Origin of the sequence: Psychrobacter submarinus (assembly GCF_904846685.1) — a bacterium.
Taxonomy (GTDB): Bacteria; Pseudomonadota; Gammaproteobacteria; order Pseudomonadales; family Moraxellaceae; genus Psychrobacter; species Psychrobacter submarinus.
In genome coordinates this window covers 427,147-442,963 of record NZ_CAJHBQ010000001.1, presented here as the reverse complement: position 1 = coordinate 442,963, position 15,817 = coordinate 427,147, and the positions used below count along the sequence as shown (strand labels likewise).

Annotated in this window: 13 protein-coding genes and 3 tRNA genes; 15 read left to right on the top strand and 1 reads right to left on the bottom strand. The window is 44.7% G+C overall.

Going from position 1 to position 15,817, the window contains the following annotated elements; translation table 11 throughout:
- The first annotated feature begins 108 nt into the window (after positions 1-108).
- From JMY03_RS01990 to dsbD, 9 genes are all read left to right on the top strand, one after another.
- A tRNA-Pro gene (locus JMY03_RS01990) sits at positions 109-185 on the top strand.
- A 98-nt stretch (positions 186-283) separates the two neighbouring features.
- Positions 284-360, top strand: a tRNA-Arg gene (locus JMY03_RS01985).
- A gap of 39 nt (positions 361-399) precedes the next feature.
- Positions 400-475 (top strand) — tRNA-His (locus tag JMY03_RS01980).
- Between the two features lie 420 nt (positions 476-895).
- On the top strand, positions 896-1,831 hold the full coding sequence (locus JMY03_RS01975; protein WP_201600591.1) for an AraC family transcriptional regulator: 936 nt from the start codon (positions 896-898) through the stop codon (positions 1,829-1,831).
- Between the two features lie 369 nt (positions 1,832-2,200).
- On the top strand, positions 2,201-3,232 hold the full coding sequence (locus JMY03_RS01970) for a hypothetical protein (protein WP_227675453.1): 1,032 nt from the start codon (positions 2,201-2,203) through the stop codon (positions 3,230-3,232).
- Positions 3,233-3,393: 161 nt separating this feature from the next.
- The gene (gspF, locus tag JMY03_RS01965; protein WP_201600588.1) at positions 3,394-4,596 is read left to right on the top strand and encodes a type II secretion system inner membrane protein GspF; all 1,203 of its coding nucleotides are present in this window, start codon (positions 3,394-3,396) and stop codon (positions 4,594-4,596) included.
- A gap of 600 nt (positions 4,597-5,196) precedes the next feature.
- Complete coding sequence (gspG, locus tag JMY03_RS01960) at positions 5,197-5,658, top strand: type II secretion system major pseudopilin GspG (protein WP_037058954.1); 462 nt, start codon at positions 5,197-5,199, stop codon at positions 5,656-5,658.
- A gap of 310 nt (positions 5,659-5,968) precedes the next feature.
- Positions 5,969-6,541: a protein-disulfide reductase DsbD N-terminal domain-containing protein gene (locus JMY03_RS01955; RefSeq protein ID WP_201600585.1), complete on the top strand. Its 573-nt coding sequence runs from the start codon at positions 5,969-5,971 to the stop codon at positions 6,539-6,541.
- Between the two features lie 55 nt (positions 6,542-6,596).
- Positions 6,597-8,825: a protein-disulfide reductase DsbD gene (dsbD, locus tag JMY03_RS01950; RefSeq protein WP_201600582.1), complete on the top strand. Its 2,229-nt coding sequence runs from the start codon at positions 6,597-6,599 to the stop codon at positions 8,823-8,825.
- A 147-nt stretch (positions 8,826-8,972) separates the two neighbouring features.
- Here the strand turns inward: dsbD and JMY03_RS01945 are convergent.
- Positions 8,973-9,724, bottom strand: a protein-coding gene (locus JMY03_RS01945) for an IS5 family transposase (protein ID WP_201600579.1) whose coding sequence is annotated in 2 segments (ribosomal slippage) — positions 8,973-9,496 and positions 9,496-9,724 — 753 coding nt in all. Because the reading frame shifts where the segments join, the coding sequence is not laid out codon by codon here.
- A 430-nt stretch (positions 9,725-10,154) separates the two neighbouring features.
- Here JMY03_RS01945 and JMY03_RS01940 point away from each other — a divergent pair.
- The 6 genes from JMY03_RS01940 to JMY03_RS01915 all read left to right on the top strand — a co-directional run bounded on the left by JMY03_RS01940 (position 10,155) and on the right by JMY03_RS01915 (position 15,792).
- Positions 10,155-11,537, top strand: a complete 1,383-nt coding sequence (locus tag JMY03_RS01940) for a phospholipase A (protein WP_201600576.1) — start codon at positions 10,155-10,157, stop codon at positions 11,535-11,537.
- 23 nt (positions 11,538-11,560) lie between these two features.
- The gene (locus JMY03_RS01935; RefSeq protein WP_201600573.1) at positions 11,561-12,406 is read left to right on the top strand and encodes a ComF family protein; all 846 of its coding nucleotides are present in this window, start codon (positions 11,561-11,563) and stop codon (positions 12,404-12,406) included.
- A 278-nt stretch (positions 12,407-12,684) separates the two neighbouring features.
- Positions 12,685-13,164 (top strand): pilus assembly FimT family protein, encoded by a 480-nt coding sequence (locus JMY03_RS01930; RefSeq protein ID WP_227675451.1) that lies wholly within the window; start codon positions 12,685-12,687, stop codon positions 13,162-13,164.
- Entirely contained in the window at positions 13,161-13,724 is a 564-nt protein-coding gene (gene pilV / locus JMY03_RS01925; RefSeq protein WP_201600570.1) for a type IV pilus modification protein PilV, read from the top strand. Before JMY03_RS01930 ends, pilV begins: the two co-directional genes overlap by 4 nt.
- Positions 13,724-14,827 carry a PilW family protein gene (locus JMY03_RS01920; RefSeq protein WP_201600567.1) on the top strand — a complete coding sequence of 368 codons (1,104 nt, stop codon included), beginning with the start codon at positions 13,724-13,726 and terminating at the stop codon, positions 14,825-14,827. The genes pilV and JMY03_RS01920 overlap by 1 nt, the downstream gene beginning before the upstream one ends.
- A 161-nt stretch (positions 14,828-14,988) precedes the next feature.
- A complete protein-coding gene (locus JMY03_RS01915; protein ID WP_201600564.1) occupies positions 14,989-15,792 on the top strand; it encodes a hypothetical protein in 804 nt (267 codons plus the stop codon).
- The last annotated feature ends 25 nt before the right edge of the window (positions 15,793-15,817 follow it).

Sequence of the window (15,817 nt, the reverse complement as noted above, 5' to 3'; positions counted from 1 at the left end):
TTAATATGTGCACCTCGATAGCGAGGAACACGACGTAATTAAAAGCGCAGTTCATCTGATAGCTAATAATTATTTAATCGTTTGCGCTAGCGAGACAATAGAGAATTTCGGAGTGTGGCGCAGTTTGGTAGCGCATCTGGTTTGGGACCAGAGGGTCGTAGGTTCGAATCCTATCACTCCGACCATCTATTTTAAGAGCCTTACAGGCTTTTTTTTATGTATAATGGTTTAGTTGCTGATGTTTAGATAATAGCTTAGCCAAATAGATAAAGAGCCCTTAAGAGCGCCTGTAGCTCAGCTGGATAGAGCATCTCCCTTCTAAGGAGGTGGTCGCAGGTTCGAATCCTGCCAGGCGCGCCATTTAGCCTGCAAACCTTGCTTTCCTTGGCAGTAGTTATGGCGGTTGTAGCTCAGTTGGTAGAGCCCCGGGTTGTGATCTCGGTTGTCGTGGGTTCGAGTCCCATCAGTCGCCCCATATTTTTCTATATCTCTCCTTCTTACTACTTTTAGTAGGCCTTATCGCTCACTACTGTGCCGCTGACAAAGCCTAATCCTGTCTTTTCTTTAGCTCAAACTTCCAAATGTTTAAACCCTAAATCGTATAAAATCTATTAATGCTCGCCTTGTTGGGCATTTTTTTGCGTCTGGATTTTGTATTTTTGCGCTTTTTAGCTGCTCGCTAAACACTTGCGATTATAATTAGACTTTTATCACGACTTTTATATACTTTGTAGAAGCCAAAAATAATGGTATTGTTTAAGTGTAAGATGTGTTTAGCGTATGTATATTCTTATTTAGAGTCCAAGTTGAACGATTTGACTTGTTTGCTAATAGATAGGTGGTTTATTTTGCTACCGCTGACTAATTAGTCATTGGATTGTTGAAGGAAAAATCGATGGATACCCTAAGCGTGTTATTACAAAACGTGAATTTGTTTGAAACCAAATATCATCGCATCAATGGCGCTGGTAACTGGTCTTATGCAATCGACAAAAAAGATACCATCTTGTTTTATTTAGTCCTATCTGGCGGATTTTGTCTGGATGTTGGTAGCGAAGTACGCCAAGCTCACGCTGGTGATATTATTATGATATCTAATGCGGCTCAGCATATTAGCTATGCTCTAAACTATCATGGTAATGAAGCAAAATCTTTGGATGCTAGATTGGTCAATGAGGCAGATAGTATTATCGAGCTTAATTCAGCTGATGATAACAATGTGTCTTTGATTTTAATCGAGTGCCAATATGATAAAGAGATGACTCGGCCTTTATTATCGGTGCTGCCCTCGATTTTACCTGAGCTTAGTGATGCCTCAGATGCTAGGTTTGGGGTGGTAGATATCGAGGTCAAACTACTCACTTTAGAGTCTGAAAAAGAGCGCATGGGTAAGACGGCCGTTATTAATCACTGGGCCGGTATTATGATGATTGAGTGTCTGCGCACTTATATAGAGAGCTTGCCTGAGACCACTGATAATTGGCTAAGAGCGCTAAAAGACCCCTATTTAGCTAAAGCGATAGCCGCTATGCATTATGAGCCCAATGAAAACTGGACGATTCATAAGCTTGCTGAAGTGGCCGGCATGTCGCGCTCGAGTTTCGCGCAGCGCTTCAAAGAGGTGGTCGGTATGCCGCCTTTGACTTACTTAATTGACTATCGTCTACGCTTAGCATCACGCTATTTACGCTTACAGCAAAACAGTATTAGCCGTATCAGTGAGCTGGTCGGTTATGCTTCAGACTCTACGTTTAGCCAAGCTTTCAAACGCGTTTATGGCGTGTCACCTAAAGCCTATCGCCAGCAGTATCAAAAAAAGATAGCGGTGTAATTCAAGCAAATCTTGATGTTTTAGTGCCGCAATGTCATGGTGTTCTAACATTATAAATTTAGTCATCTAAACCTGATAAGCTCTAGGATTAACTTTATAATCTTAGGTTTTTTTTGGTTCATAGGTTGCCCTAAAGACAAGCAATACTTAGGTGCAACCTAGCGCTACTGATATAAATTCCTTTAGCGTAATGTCCTATGCCACGAGTAGCGCTGTTGTCTTAAGATATATAAACAGCGCGCTATCTGCTGTTAGGGCAGCTGACAATGGCAGTGGGTTCAGGTACTATAGACAGTGACTCGTTTTAGAGTATCAATCCCAAAACGATACTGCCGAAACGATATTTATTTTTGTTAGCGAAGATATGTTATGACCCAACCAAATTCTGAGCAACACTTTGCCACGCTTGCAGCTGCCGCTCATGATAGTAGTGACCACCCTATAAGTAGTGACAAGGCTACAACGAGTGCTATAACGAGTGATGAGCATACAAATAAAGATAGCGTGTATCGCAAGTCATCATCCTCTACGGCAGCGCCTAATAAGGCTGAGCTAGTACAGCGATTTTTAGTACCGGTAGCCATAGATCAAAGCGTTGCCGCGCCTGATACACAAGGCAGTGTGGCAGAGCAGCGCCTAGCACTTTACCGTGACCAACATGAGCGTACGCGCCTGCTTTATCTGGCTCCGGCGAACGTGCGTCCCACTTATTTAGTACAAACCCTAAAGACGCAGTTCGCTGAATATCAGCAGTTTACGCTCGCCAAGCAACTCGATAAGCGCGGTTTGCTTGAGGTGGAGTCTATAGAGCGTCTTTGGCAACAGCTACATGTGGTTGATGATATTATCGCTGATATCGTCAGCAACATGCCCGCGCAGCAGCCAGCAGGTTGGCAGCTCACCGCGCAGGACGGACACAATCCGCTGCGCCTGCCTACTATCGGCAAGCTCAAACATGGCAAGCCCATCGTTGATCAAGCTAGCCTAAATAGCTATGTTTTAGGTCATTTCGGTGTCAGTAGCTTTACCTATGATCGTGGCTATTATATCGGACATGTCATAGGTTATTTATTCAGCTGTTATTTTTGCGCGCACCTATCGATAAGCTATGGGGTCGCTCCGCTTGGCGAGCAAGTGGTTGAGGGCTATGACTATGCCAGTCTCGAGACGCCTTATATGGTACGTTTGCTACAAGGTCTAGACGGCTACTGCAAAAAGCGCGTTTATCAATTGGCGGTGATTTGTGCACGTTTAAGCGTTTATGCTAGCGACAAACGCATCGAAAAAATGCTGATTGCTGAGGTCAATGACTTCGATAAAAAGCTACAACAGCAGCACTTAGAGGTATTATTGCTACAAGGAATGATGCCTGAGAGTCAAGATTCGACGCCTTTGTTCTAGCCGTTCATCTTTTTCATTGCTCTCATTCTTAACCGAGACTCTAGCGCTTTAGTAGGTTTAAAAGTGAAAGCCGCTTTATAAGCTGCATCTTTAAAGCTGTTTGGTTTGCGCTATTATCGTGCTACTTCTCCCTTATTCGCTCATTTAGGATCCTTGCTGTTATGGCCGCTTATCATTACAAAGCTTTTGATGATCAAGGAGCGATGCAAAAAGGCCTGTTAGAAGGTGATTCTGCACGGCAAATACGCCAGCAGCTGCGTGATAAGCACTGGACGCCGGTAGAGGTCAGCGCAGTCAATGACAGACAAGATAAACACAAAAACCGCCATAAAAAACCGTCTGCCTATGAGCTGGCGCTACTGACACGTCAGCTATCCGTGCTACTAGCAGCCGGTATTCCGCTAGAAGAAACACTAGCGGCTGTCGCCAAACAATCTCCCAAAACCCATATCAAGTCCTTAATGCTTGCAGTGCGCTCGCATGTGTTAGAAGGCTTGAGCCTTGCACGTGCTTTGCAGCAAGCGGCCAGCTTTCCGCCACTGTATATCGCCACCATCGCTGCCGGCGAAAAATCCGGTCATCTAGATCTTATCCTCAATCAGCTCGCCGACTACACCGAAAACCGCTTTGCACTACAAAAGAAGATTCAAGGCGCTATGGTCTATCCCATTATATTGATGGTCATGGCAGCGGCGGTCATCATGGGGCTGATGAGCTTTGTGGTGCCCAAAATCGTCAAAGTGTTTGAGCAATCCGAGCAAGCGCTGCCTTGGATTACGCAAGTAGTGCTGACGCTATCGAATATCATTACCGACTGGTGGTGGCTGATATTACTTGTCTTAGTGGCGGCTGGATTTGTCTTATACCGCTTCGCGCAAACGCAGGCCGGTAAGCTGGCTATCGATAGTTTGGTACTCAAGCTACCGATATTGGCAAGACTATCTAAGGGCCTGAATGCCGCCCGTTTTGCTAGCACCCTTGCGATATTGGTACGCTCTGGCGTGCCTTTGATTGAGGCGCTGCACATCGGCGCGGCGGTGGCGACGAACTTGCATATTCAGCAGACCATTATGACCGCGGCCGACCGAGTCACCGAAGGCGCGAGTCTCTCAAGTCAGCTTGAGCGCTCCTCGTACTTTCCGCCAATGATGGTACAGATGATTAAGAGCGGGGAGAACTCAGGCGAGCTTGAAAATATGCTGAGCCGCGCCGCCAACATGCAAGAAGCGGAAGCCACAAATTTTATCAGCACTTTATTATCGCTACTTGAGCCGCTGATGCTAGTGTTTATGGGCATTATCGTAATGATCATCGTTATGGCAGTGATGCTACCTATCGTCAATATGAACGACTTGGCAGGATAGGCTAGCTTTCTTAAGTTTTGCGCACTGTTGTATATTGTTGACTGACACCTATTTGCGCTTATCCCCGCCAGCACATTACGCTATAGTAGCGAGCATCTATCATGCAATATAAAGCAAAAGGCGTTTTAAAGCGCCTAATGAAGCATCCAAAGTGTCGTCTGTCTGCTGACGCTGGTGGAAAAATAGTAGCTCATAGTCTATAGTGATTATTATTAGGGCGTGTTGAACATTCACAAATGCGCACTGCTGATCGCTACTAGTTAATCAAAGCTGTGTTCTAGTGGTCGTTAAAATTGCAGGTAATGCTTATTGCATTGGCTAGCTGATTTTATTTAAACAGTCACAACGACTAGGGCGATTTTAGCATCAGCCCTCACGACAACAACAGGGACAGGACTATTTTTTGCCGCTTTATTGATAAAAATAGACGCTTAGAACGACTAAACTTACCATTTTTATCTGCAAATCGCCTAAAAAATAGTCTCTGTCAGTGCCAAGGTCGAATGTTCAACACGCCCTAAATTTTACAGCCCTTTATTACTGACTTTTATTATTAACCCAGTACGGATGCAAGCGATGACTAAGATGGATCAAGCGCAAATGATTAGCATAAAAGCACAACAGCATCAGCGCCACCTGACAAAAACAAGCTCACAAACCGGCTTTACCTTGATTGAGATTATGGTGGTTATCGTGATTTTGGCGATTTTGGCAGGCTTAGTGGTACCTAGAGTGGTAGGACAAAGTGACAAAGCACGAGTCAAAACCACGGAGACGGCGCTTGCGACCGTATCGAACGCGCTAGATATGTACAAAGTGGACAACGCGCGCTATCCGACGTCTGGACAAGGCTTGGATGCGCTAATCACGCCGCCAAGCGACGCAAAAAACTATCCGGAAGGCGGTTATATTAAGGGCGGCTATCCGACAGATGGTTGGGATAACGAGCTCCAATATGCCTCGCCTGGTAGCGAAGGGCGTCAGTATGATCTGTTCTCGTTAGGCGCTGATGGTCAGCAGGGCGGTGAAGGGCTAGACGCGGATATTTACGCACAAATATAGTTATCTACTGTCCATGGCTTCGATTAGCTTTTAGCCATACAGCTCTAGCCTATAAACACTCAATACCAATCAATAAGTCATTATTGGTTGATATTTTTTATACGCAGCTATCATGAGTGATCATAATGGTAAAATAGAGTAATATATAAATTTATATTATAATAATTTTAATTATGTTTTGCGCCGCGTTATTTGTATCAAATTTTAATCACCATATGTAGGGTGTGCACACATCACATTTAAGATTACAACGCAATATTTATCACTGAACACCGATAGTATTCAGAACTGCTATTAGAGGTCATTGTCTATGTCTATCAAAACGCTTTTGTCAGCGTCAGCTATTATCAATAAAACTCACGTCAATAAAATGTGCTCAAAAACACCTCGTGCATGGGTCATTACTGTAGCCGCTAGTTTATCAGTGATCGGACTGTCAATGAGTGCGCAGGCTGCTAGTCTAAGCGATCTGTTTAGCAGCAGTAGCAGTAAGTCAACGAAGTTTTTACCAGTAGATGAGGCCTTTGATGTCTTAACTGACAGCAAAGCGACGAGTAAAGGCACGCGCCTAGCGATTACCTTTGATATCACGCCGGGCCATTATGTCTATAAAAACCAGCTCAAAGTGCGCTTTCCTAAAGGCATTAGCGCCACGCCTTTTACCTACAGTCAAAAGCCGGTGACTATCGATGATCCTACCTTTGGTAAAGTGCCGGTATTTAAACAAAGAACGGTTGTCGCGACCACCACTTTAGCCACCAAAAACGGTAAAGGCGCCAAAAATGCCCCGATCATTATCGATTGGCAAGGCTGCGCGACCGCAGGGCTATGTTATCCACCAGAAAAAGTAACCACTAAAATCAATATTCCGGCGACTCGTTAATAGTCTTTATCAGTGCCTTGCTTGTGCAATATCAGTAATAAAAAGGTAGTCTTTTATGTTTATAAAGACGTCAGTGAATCATCCTGCACCGACAAAAAAATCCCGCTTAGCCGCCACTTATCTATTGGCGTTAGGGTTATCTAGTAGCTCGCTAGTAACCGGCGTGGCCGTCACAGGATTGATGGCTGTTTCTACTACCTCGCAAGCGGCATCTCTTAGCGATTTATTTGGTAATAAGAGCGCGGCGGCTCCTAAGTTCTTACCAGTAGGCGAGGCTTTTGAGGTCACTAGTAGCACTCAGTCTGTTGCTAAAGGCACACAGCTTTCTATAAATTTTGATATCACCCCAGAGCATTATGCCTATAAAGATCAGCTCAAGCTTGACTTGCCGGCTGGGGTAAGCGCCAGTGCGTTCAAGTTCAGCCAAAAACCCGTTTCTATCGATGATCCGACTTATGGGCAAGTGCCTGTGTTTGACCAAGCCAATATGGTGGCGAGCACGACGCTAACTAGCACCAACGGCAAAAGTGTGAATGCGGGCGAGGTGACGATAGGTTGGCAAGGCTGCGCCAAAGCGGGGCTATGCTATCCACCAGAAAAAATCAAAACCACAGTGTCTATTAATGCTGATGCTGATACTAGTGGGGACAGTAAAGGCAGTAATACGGCTACAATAGCAGCCACGAGCACTCAATCAGCCATGTCGTCTGCGCTCGCCACTGACGAAGCTATCGACTATGATGATTTAGACAGCGATGCGATTGATTACGATACTTTAGATAGTGGCACTTTAGATAGTGGCACTTTAGATAGTGGTACTTTAAATAGTGACATGACCGCGACTGGCTCAGTCTCTGGCGACGATAGCAGTATTGAGGCCGAAGAGAGCACCAACCTTGCCAGTGACGGCACGACAACGAGTAGCCAGACTCACAATACTAGCAATACTAGCAATACTAGCAATACTAGCAATAACGGCATGATTAACGGCTTAGGTAACGAAGATCCGTTTGGGCTGGCAACGCATCCTTGGCTGGCTTTATTACTGTTATTCGTAGCAGGGTTAGGGTTAGCGCTGACGCCTTGCGTATTACCGATGCTGCCGATAGTGGCCAATATTGTCGCCCGTCAAGAGAACCCAACCGTCAAAAGGGGCGTTATCTTAACCACAAGCTATGCGCTAGGTGTCTCTATTGCTTACGGCCTGCTTGGCGCGGTGATTGCGATATTTGGCGAGTCGCTTGGCATCATTGGCTGGCTACAAAACCCTATTATCTTGATTAGCTTTGCCATTGTTTTTGTACTGCTGGCGCTGTATATGCTTGGTGTCTTTACGATTCGTTTGCCCCATGCTATGAGTAACAAGCTACACAAATTAAGCCAAGCCGGCGACAGCAAGCTTGGTAGTACTAGCGGTAGCTTAGTCGCTGGGTTTTTATCCGCTTTAGTCGTCTCGCCTTGTGTGTCTGCGCCTTTGTTTGGCGTACTGTTGGCGGTTTCTACTATTGGCAGTCCGCTACTCGGTTTTATCGCTTTATTTATGCTCGGTTTTGGTCTCTCTGCGCCGCTAATTTTGATTGGCGCGACGCAAGGCAAGATCATGCCCAAAGCTGGCGCGTGGATGGACTGGGTCAAGCAAGGCTTTGCGCTGTTATTGTTCGCCGTAGCACTGCTAATGATTGAGCGGGTCTTTATCTCGCCGGTGATGCTTCTGGTTTGGGCATTATGGTTTATGGTGGTCGCGACTTGGGCATGGAGCTGGGTCGGTCGGGCGCGTATGCTGACGCAAGCGCTAGGCTTAGTCGTCGGTATTTGGGCGACGATGCTGATTATCGGTGCCGCTTTAGGCAATGAGGATAGCTTACATCCGCTAGCGTCACTAACAGCAGCGCCAACGATGGTGTCATCAGTAGGACAAAATAGCGAGCAAGCTGCAGGAGCCAGTCAAGCGACAGATGAGCATGTCACCACATTAGCAGAACTAGATACCATTATCGCCGCGAACCCTAAAGTTATTGTCGACGTCACTGCTGAGTGGTGTATCGAGTGCCGTATTATGGAAAAAAACTTATTTCATAATCGCCCCGCGCAGATGCAGGACTGGCAATTGGTCAGACTCGATATCACTGAAACCACAGCGGACTCAAAAGCCATCTTAGCACGCTATCAGCTGTTTGGACCGCCTTCGCTGCTATATTATGTCGACGGAGAGCTGGTCAATAAGCAAGTCGGTGAGATCGGACGCCAACAGTTCGAACAGACTTTGACGGCTTTGAACAATTGATATCAGATTCAATCGTTTAAACGAGCGCGATACTTAACTTTTAGGTTGGATATCGCGCTTTTTTATGACTAGAAAAAATTAGCGTTGTTAAGTCTTCTTAAATGCACAATGCGTAATATTAAGTAGGGATAATGCTAGGGCGTGTCCCTAATTCAGTTTACAATGAATCATAGTACAAGCCAGATACAGCATAGACTTGTAATTTCGAGCCAACTTCTCGTAGCGTGTTGCAATACTACGGAAGTGCTTTAGCCTTGCAAACGTGTTTTCAACCAAGTGTCGTAGCTTATATAAATAGTGATCAAACGCTACATCTGGTTGTTTAGCATTTTTTCTTTTAGGGATAACAGGGCTTATGTTGTCTTGCTTTAGCCTGTTTCTAATGGTTTCAGAATCATAAGCTTTATCAGCAATGAAGTAGGTCGCATCCGTTAGCATCTCTATGATGTCATCTACCGCTTGGCTGTCGTGGATGTCACCCCCAGTGATTTTAAAATCAATCGGGTTTCCATGCGAGTCGACGGCGAGATGTATCTTGGTGGTGGTTCCACCTCGAGATTTTCCAGTGGCTCGAAGCTCTCCTCGTCTGGCGCCGCTTGAATGCTGATGACAGCGGATGTAGCTTCCGTCTGCGAATACCCATTCTTCATCAATACTTGCTCGTAGGTCAAAAAAAATTGTTCCCATAAGCCTTTTTTTGACAACCTGTTAAAGCGGTTGTAGGCTGTTTTCCATGGGCACAGCTCACCCGGTATATCACGCCATGGGGCGCCCGTACGAAGTTTCCACAATATGGCTTCCATGACTTGCCTGTCGTTTTTCCAAGTATGACAGCCATGAGCCTTCATGGTACTTTGGAGTTGTTCCCATGTATTATCATTGAGCACTGTTCTTGCCATAATTTAGAGAGCCATGTTTGAAATAGTCTCTTTATTTTAAAGGCTTTATAATTACTTTTCCAGATTAGGGACACGCCCTAGTATAATGCGCATAATTTTATTACAATAACGCAACAATGTTTGATAGCTAATGCTATTGCCTTATTTTATATAGATGAAGCAGTAACAGTGTCTAAGAGCATGCGATGACTTGTCTCTTATATCACTGACTATCACCGCTATAGTCGATTCAATCTAAAAAGTATGATGTGTTACTCAGATCACTCTTGTTCAGCGTCGAAAGTGAGCCGCGCGATAGAGAGACTGATACCAGTAATATGCCAAAACTTTTGACCCTTTTTACTTCGAATTGAATATAGTCTCTACTTATTTGTGCTGTCGTCAGCAGATAATATGCCGGCATCTTTGCCCATTATGACCAAGGATTACTATGTTTGCTCAGGTTATTACCCGATATCAAGCTCAGCTTCAGCCGACTTTCAATACTGCGTTAAAGACGCCTTTGAGCCTAGCTATAGGTGTCGCTTTAAGTTGCACCGCTTTGCAGGCCCAAGCCGCTAGCGAGGCGTCAGTCTACAATGAGATACCAGTAGCTGGGGCTAACGTAGAGTATTTAGGCGATGACGCTATTGAACCGAGCCAAATGCCTAGCGATGCTTTTATCGCGCAGCAAGCTCAGCTGTTTCTTGAATGTACCGAGGTTCAGACGAGCGCGGCACGTTTGGCTTGTTTTGATAAAGTAGCAGAGCAAGGCAAAACGCCTAGCTATACCATGAGTAAGCAGCCTGTAGATCTCGCTAAAACCCTTAAGACAACTATCTCCGGTAACCCGCAAGTGATACTCGCGCAAGACGACTTAGACGAGGCTGACGACACCTTAGACACGGAACAAGAGCAGACTAATACAAGTTTAAGTGCAGTAGGGCTGACAAAAAGAGAAGCAAAAGTATTAGAAGAGGTGGGAGTCACCCAAGAGCAGATAGAGAGATATTCGCCGCTAAGCTTAGCGTATGACTTAGATCAAAACAGCGAGCGCGGCACTTGGACGGTCAGACCGTATCGGCCAACTTATGTACTACCGCTATTTTATACCTTTGATCCTAATCTTAGCCCAACCCCTAGCAACCCAGATGAGCCCGGTGAAACGTTTACTTCTAATGACGTTCGCAACACTGAGCTGAAATTTCAGTTATCGCTAAAGACAAAGGTTGGCGAGGATTTATTCGATACCAATGCTGACTTATGGTTTGGTTATACTCAAGAGTCGCATTGGCAGGTCTATAACGAAGATAACTCAAGACCGTTTCGCGCCACTGACTATCAGCCAGAGATATTTTTGACGCAGCCAGTAGCTGCTGACTTACCTTTTGGCGGACGTTTGCGTATGCTAGGGGCGGGCGCGATTCACCACTCAAACGGTCAAGACGATCCTTTATCACGCTCATGGAACCGTGCTTATTTAATGGCAGGGGCCGAGTGGGGCAAGCTCTCAGTAGTACCGCGTCTATGGGCTCGAGTAAATGGTAATAGCAGTAGCGACGATGACAACCCAGATATCGAAGATTACATGGGTTATGGCGATATCAAGTTCTTATATGATTTGCCTGCAGATCAAAGTATCAGTGGCACCTTGCGCTACAATCCAAGCACCAATAAAGGCGCTGCCCAAATCGATTATATCTATCCATTGTCAGAAAACGTCAATGGTATGGTGCAGCTATTCCAAGGTTATGGCGAGTCCATTGTTGATTATAATCATGAGAATACCTCTATTGGTTTCGGTATCGTGCTGAATGACTGGAAAGGCTTTTAGGATAACTATGAGGAGTCTAGCCCTTGCGCCGCCCTGCACCTTATCAGCTCGGCTTATGGCTGGCAGAGTATGTCAATATACGCTGCCAGCTCTGCGGCTGCTATCGTAAAGCACCCTATACTGAACCTGCAGATTCTAATCATGCAGACCTATCAGCCAGTCAATTTTCTAGCCTGTTTGCAACTGCTCATAAAAGCCTGCTTTGTAGTCGCTGTCAGCGCAGTATCGCTTGGCTACCTGCGCCATTTTATGTCGATATTGCCGCGTCCGTCAGCTTACCGATTCAGGCGGCCAGCTACTACGATTATCCCATTCGTCAAGCTATTCGTGCTTTCAAACATAGTGAGGATATGAGCCGCCTACCTTTACTCGTACATATGCTGCGGCAACTACCCAGGCCGAAAGGCTGTCATGCAGGCAACAGTGTCATCATCCCTATGCCCACTACCGATAATCGACTGCTCAAACGTGGCTTCGACCCAGTCACTATCCTCTCAATCCATCTCGCCAAACACTGGCAAATCCCCTTATGGCATGGGGTCGCGCGCATGGACGATACGGTTAGCCAGCAAGGCCTCACCCGAAGCGAGCGCCTAACCAATCTAAATGACGCTTTTGTACTGACTGAGACCCCGCCAGTCAAACGTCTTCTTTTGTTCGATGACGTTGCAACCACAGGGGCAAGTTTACAAGCATTAGCGCGTGCTTTCTTACCAGACCAGCCTTATCTAACTCCTCTAGAAGCTACTAGAACAGCTCATGGTAGTATGAATTACGCTACTGATAGCGCCAGCCAGACTGCTGATGTTAAGACTAATAAGTACCATATTTCAGCGTACGCTCTAGCACACGGTAGTCAAAATCAATAATTCTTATAGACTGTATATCCACTGCTATAGCAAAGATGACTAGAGTCTTGACGTTTTTAGTGTTATTTTTGTATATAATAAACCTCGATTGTTTTTGTATTACTTAAATGTGTAAAGGTATTCAGGCCGTATTGTCAGTAGCTAATAGCTTAGATAAACGGAACAAATATTGCATCTTGATAAGATATGACTGTTTTTATAACAGAATAAAAACAATAGCATTTCGCGAATTATTGCTAGTCAACTTAGCGCTAACTATAAGGTTTTAGGATTTGGATGTGACCACTGCTTTATCTAATTCGTCTTATAACAATAATCATTCGGCAGGGTTTACTCTGATTGAGCTGATGGTGACGATTGCGGTATTGGCTATTATCGTTAGTATTGCTGCACCCAATGTGAGTACGCAATTGGCCAATCAGCGAGTGAAAGCGACAACTGCTACTCTAGTGAGCGCATTGAAAGAAGCGAAAGCTGAAAGTGTTATTCGTAGACAGGCTTTGGAGTTTAGCTTCGATGCTAATAACCATTCGATAGCTATAAAAACTAAGGAAGATAGTCCGGTTGAGGTTGCAAGCTATAGCTATAGCTCGAAAAGTATTGTAAAAGCAGATGAAACTTCGATTACATTTAGTCCTTCTAAGCGTGCAGATGCTGTCACTTTGAATGTATGTGATAACTATTCAGCTACTACAATGCAGGTTATCGTTACTACAGCGGCTAATATAAGTAGCGCAGCAGGAGGAACCTGTTCATGATTAAGTTAGATAATCAGCGCGGAGTAGGCTTAGTAGAGGTTATGGTAGCTTTGTTATTATTGGCTGTTGCTGTATTAGGGTTTAGTGCGTTGCAGCTAAATGCATTGAGTGCTACGGATGAAAGCTTAGTACGTAGCCGCGCTATGAGTATGTCAAAACAACTATCGGAGAATATGCGTTTGAATACCTTAGCCACTAATGACTTTATGACAGAGTTAAATATCCTGAACCAAGGCGCAACTAATATCACTGAGTATTGTACTAAAGTGGCACAGGCAAGTAGTCGTTTCGACCAAGATAGCTGTAAATCAGACGCTTGCAGTGCCGAAGAGATAGCACAATTGAATGTATGGCAGGCAGCTAGTTTAGGCTGTGAACAAGATATCATGCTAAATATGACCACTTGTCCAGATATGGCTGATATTAATGCTAGACAATGTATCATTACCTCATGGGGTAAGACGCTACCTGTGTTAGACGATAGCGAAGACAACGCTTGTGGCAACAGTAGTGGAGCCTACAAAGCAGGAGCGAATTGCTTGATAATGGAGTCTTATTGATGAGAGCCTCACCGTTTCGTGACTGTGATATACATCAAAGGGGATTTACCTTAATAGAGCTCATGATATCGCTGTTCTTGGGTTTGCTAGTGTCTGCAGCAGCTGTACAGGTTTACATGATTAATGCAAAAACAGCAGGTATTCAAGTAAGCGCTTCAGAACTGGTTGAAGATGCAACCTTTAATCTGCCTACTATTGAAAGAAAGGTTCGTCTTGCAAATTTGGGCCTAGCGGATAAGGTTGCAGCTGACCAGCCTGGCTCTGGCATCGTACTGACGAGTGCTACTAACGCGCTAGAAAACGATGATGGAGATAAAGAGTTGGATAATTTTCGTAATCCAAAAGATCTCGACAGTGATACAAGTCTACCCAAGAATATAACTATAGGCACTGATCCTATACAGGTAGCTTTATTGACTCGTACCGGTGATCAAACGGCAGGCACAAAGACAAACGAGTGGAAAGGAGCGAGTAATACGAGCTCGCAAAGTGGTCAGTTGACTATACAGTACCGTGCACCTCAAGATATGTATGACTGTGAGGGTAATCTTGCTTTAGGGCCTAGGCAGGTCACTATCGGCGGAGTAAAAGAAATCATCGATGGTCAGATTATTGTAGAGCGCTTTTATCTTAGAGCGCCTGACGCTTCGAAGCCTACAGAGCTTTCTTTGTACTGTGATGCAGGGAAGTATATTACTGAAATAATGGATGATTATACTGAACAAAGTAAACCGGCGGAGGACCTACCTACCTCCGTTGACTTTACAACTAACAATGTCGTAAAAGATTTTGGTGATGCCGGTCAAGAAATTATGACCAATGTAGATTATTTCGACATATTACTATCGACGCGAGAAGGTAACCAGTTACAGTACTATACTGTAAAGGACTACTTAGATTTGGACTTCGATAAACAACCACCTATTGTAGGTATAAAGTACGGTTTGATTTTGCGTTCTGACAATGCAGCGTTGAATGAAGAAGGACCGTCTGAGTTCAGCGTACTGGGTAAAAGCTCTACTTTAAACGATGGTTTAAGCAAAAAGTATTTGCGTACAGTAGTAGAGTCGTACGTGACATTAAGAAATATTTCAGATGAATAAACAACACCTGATGTGTAAACCTGTCTCGCTTAGGTACTCATACTATGAATAAACATCCTAGATCTCAGCTGACAAATGCCCAAAGTGGAGCAACATTAATTGTAGTCCTATTATTCATGCTTTTGATTATTGTTGTTGGCGTCGTCGCTGTACGCGGTAGCATGACATCATTGCGGCTAGCGACGAGCGATCAAGTAGATACTTTACTGTTGACCACTTCAGATACAGCTAACAAGAACATCGAAAATATTATCAATGATCCGTCATATAGCAGCGAAAAAGCAAATATCCTCGGTTCACTTGGTTTTTTTGGGTATTTTTTGAACACGGGTGCCACCTCGAACCGTGGGGATCAGGTATTGTTTTGCTATCGTCCACGCCAAAACTACTTTTTTAAGATGTCAGAGGCAACTATTAATACTCCATCCGGGCAGAGTAAGCTGATAGGCGGCGCAGGATCAGGAGGCTTTTGTCGTCCTAGTCAAGCTGATGACTTTGTCAATGCTCGTCAAAACGTGATGACTCAGGTGTCAGTGACCAGACCAAATACCCAGTCATTACCAGTCACCCCTTTTGGTAATGTACCATTAGAGATAACCATTAATTCAGACGACGCTACCAGTAGCTCGCCAAGCTTCCGAATTCACTCAACTTCGTTTTTGCCAGCACTGTCAAACGTATCGGACGCAAAAATTACTGAGTGTCTCAAAAAGCCTAGCGAAAACGCTGACTCATTTGTAGCTGGAGTTGATGAAGATGATACTACTCAAAATACGTATTTTGGTGAGACGCGCAACGAGTGTTTGGCCAAGATAGGGGTGCCGGCAAAGGTGTTGGTCAAGGAAGCAAAACTAGAGAACGAAGTTAATTCTGAAAACTGTATAGATTATGGTGAAGGCGGTAACGAGATAACTGAAGACTGCCAAGACTTATTGGGCTTAACTCCGACTGGCAACATAGCTTAGCTAGTAGGTTAACTTGGGTCAGATT

Coding starts and splice junctions, on each gene's coding strand:
- JMY03_RS01940 (WP_201600576.1), top strand. CDS start 10,155: ATGTTTGCTCAGGTTATTACCCGATATCAAGCTCAGCTTCAGCCGACT.
- gspF (WP_201600588.1), top strand. CDS start 3,394: ATGGCCGCTTATCATTACAAAGCTTTTGATGATCAAGGAGCGATGCAA.
- dsbD (WP_201600582.1), top strand. CDS start 6,597: ATGTTTATAAAGACGTCAGTGAATCATCCTGCACCGACAAAAAAATCC.
- JMY03_RS01920 (WP_201600567.1), top strand. CDS start 13,724: ATGAGAGCCTCACCGTTTCGTGACTGTGATATACATCAAAGGGGATTT.
- JMY03_RS01975 (WP_201600591.1), top strand. CDS start 896: ATGGATACCCTAAGCGTGTTATTACAAAACGTGAATTTGTTTGAAACC.
- JMY03_RS01955 (WP_201600585.1), top strand. CDS start 5,969: ATGTCTATCAAAACGCTTTTGTCAGCGTCAGCTATTATCAATAAAACT.
- pilV (WP_201600570.1), top strand. CDS start 13,161: ATGATTAAGTTAGATAATCAGCGCGGAGTAGGCTTAGTAGAGGTTATG.
- JMY03_RS01970 (WP_227675453.1), top strand. CDS start 2,201: ATGACCCAACCAAATTCTGAGCAACACTTTGCCACGCTTGCAGCTGCC.
- gspG (WP_037058954.1), top strand. CDS start 5,197: ATGATTAGCATAAAAGCACAACAGCATCAGCGCCACCTGACAAAAACA.
- JMY03_RS01915 (WP_201600564.1), top strand. CDS start 14,989: ATGACATCATTGCGGCTAGCGACGAGCGATCAAGTAGATACTTTACTG.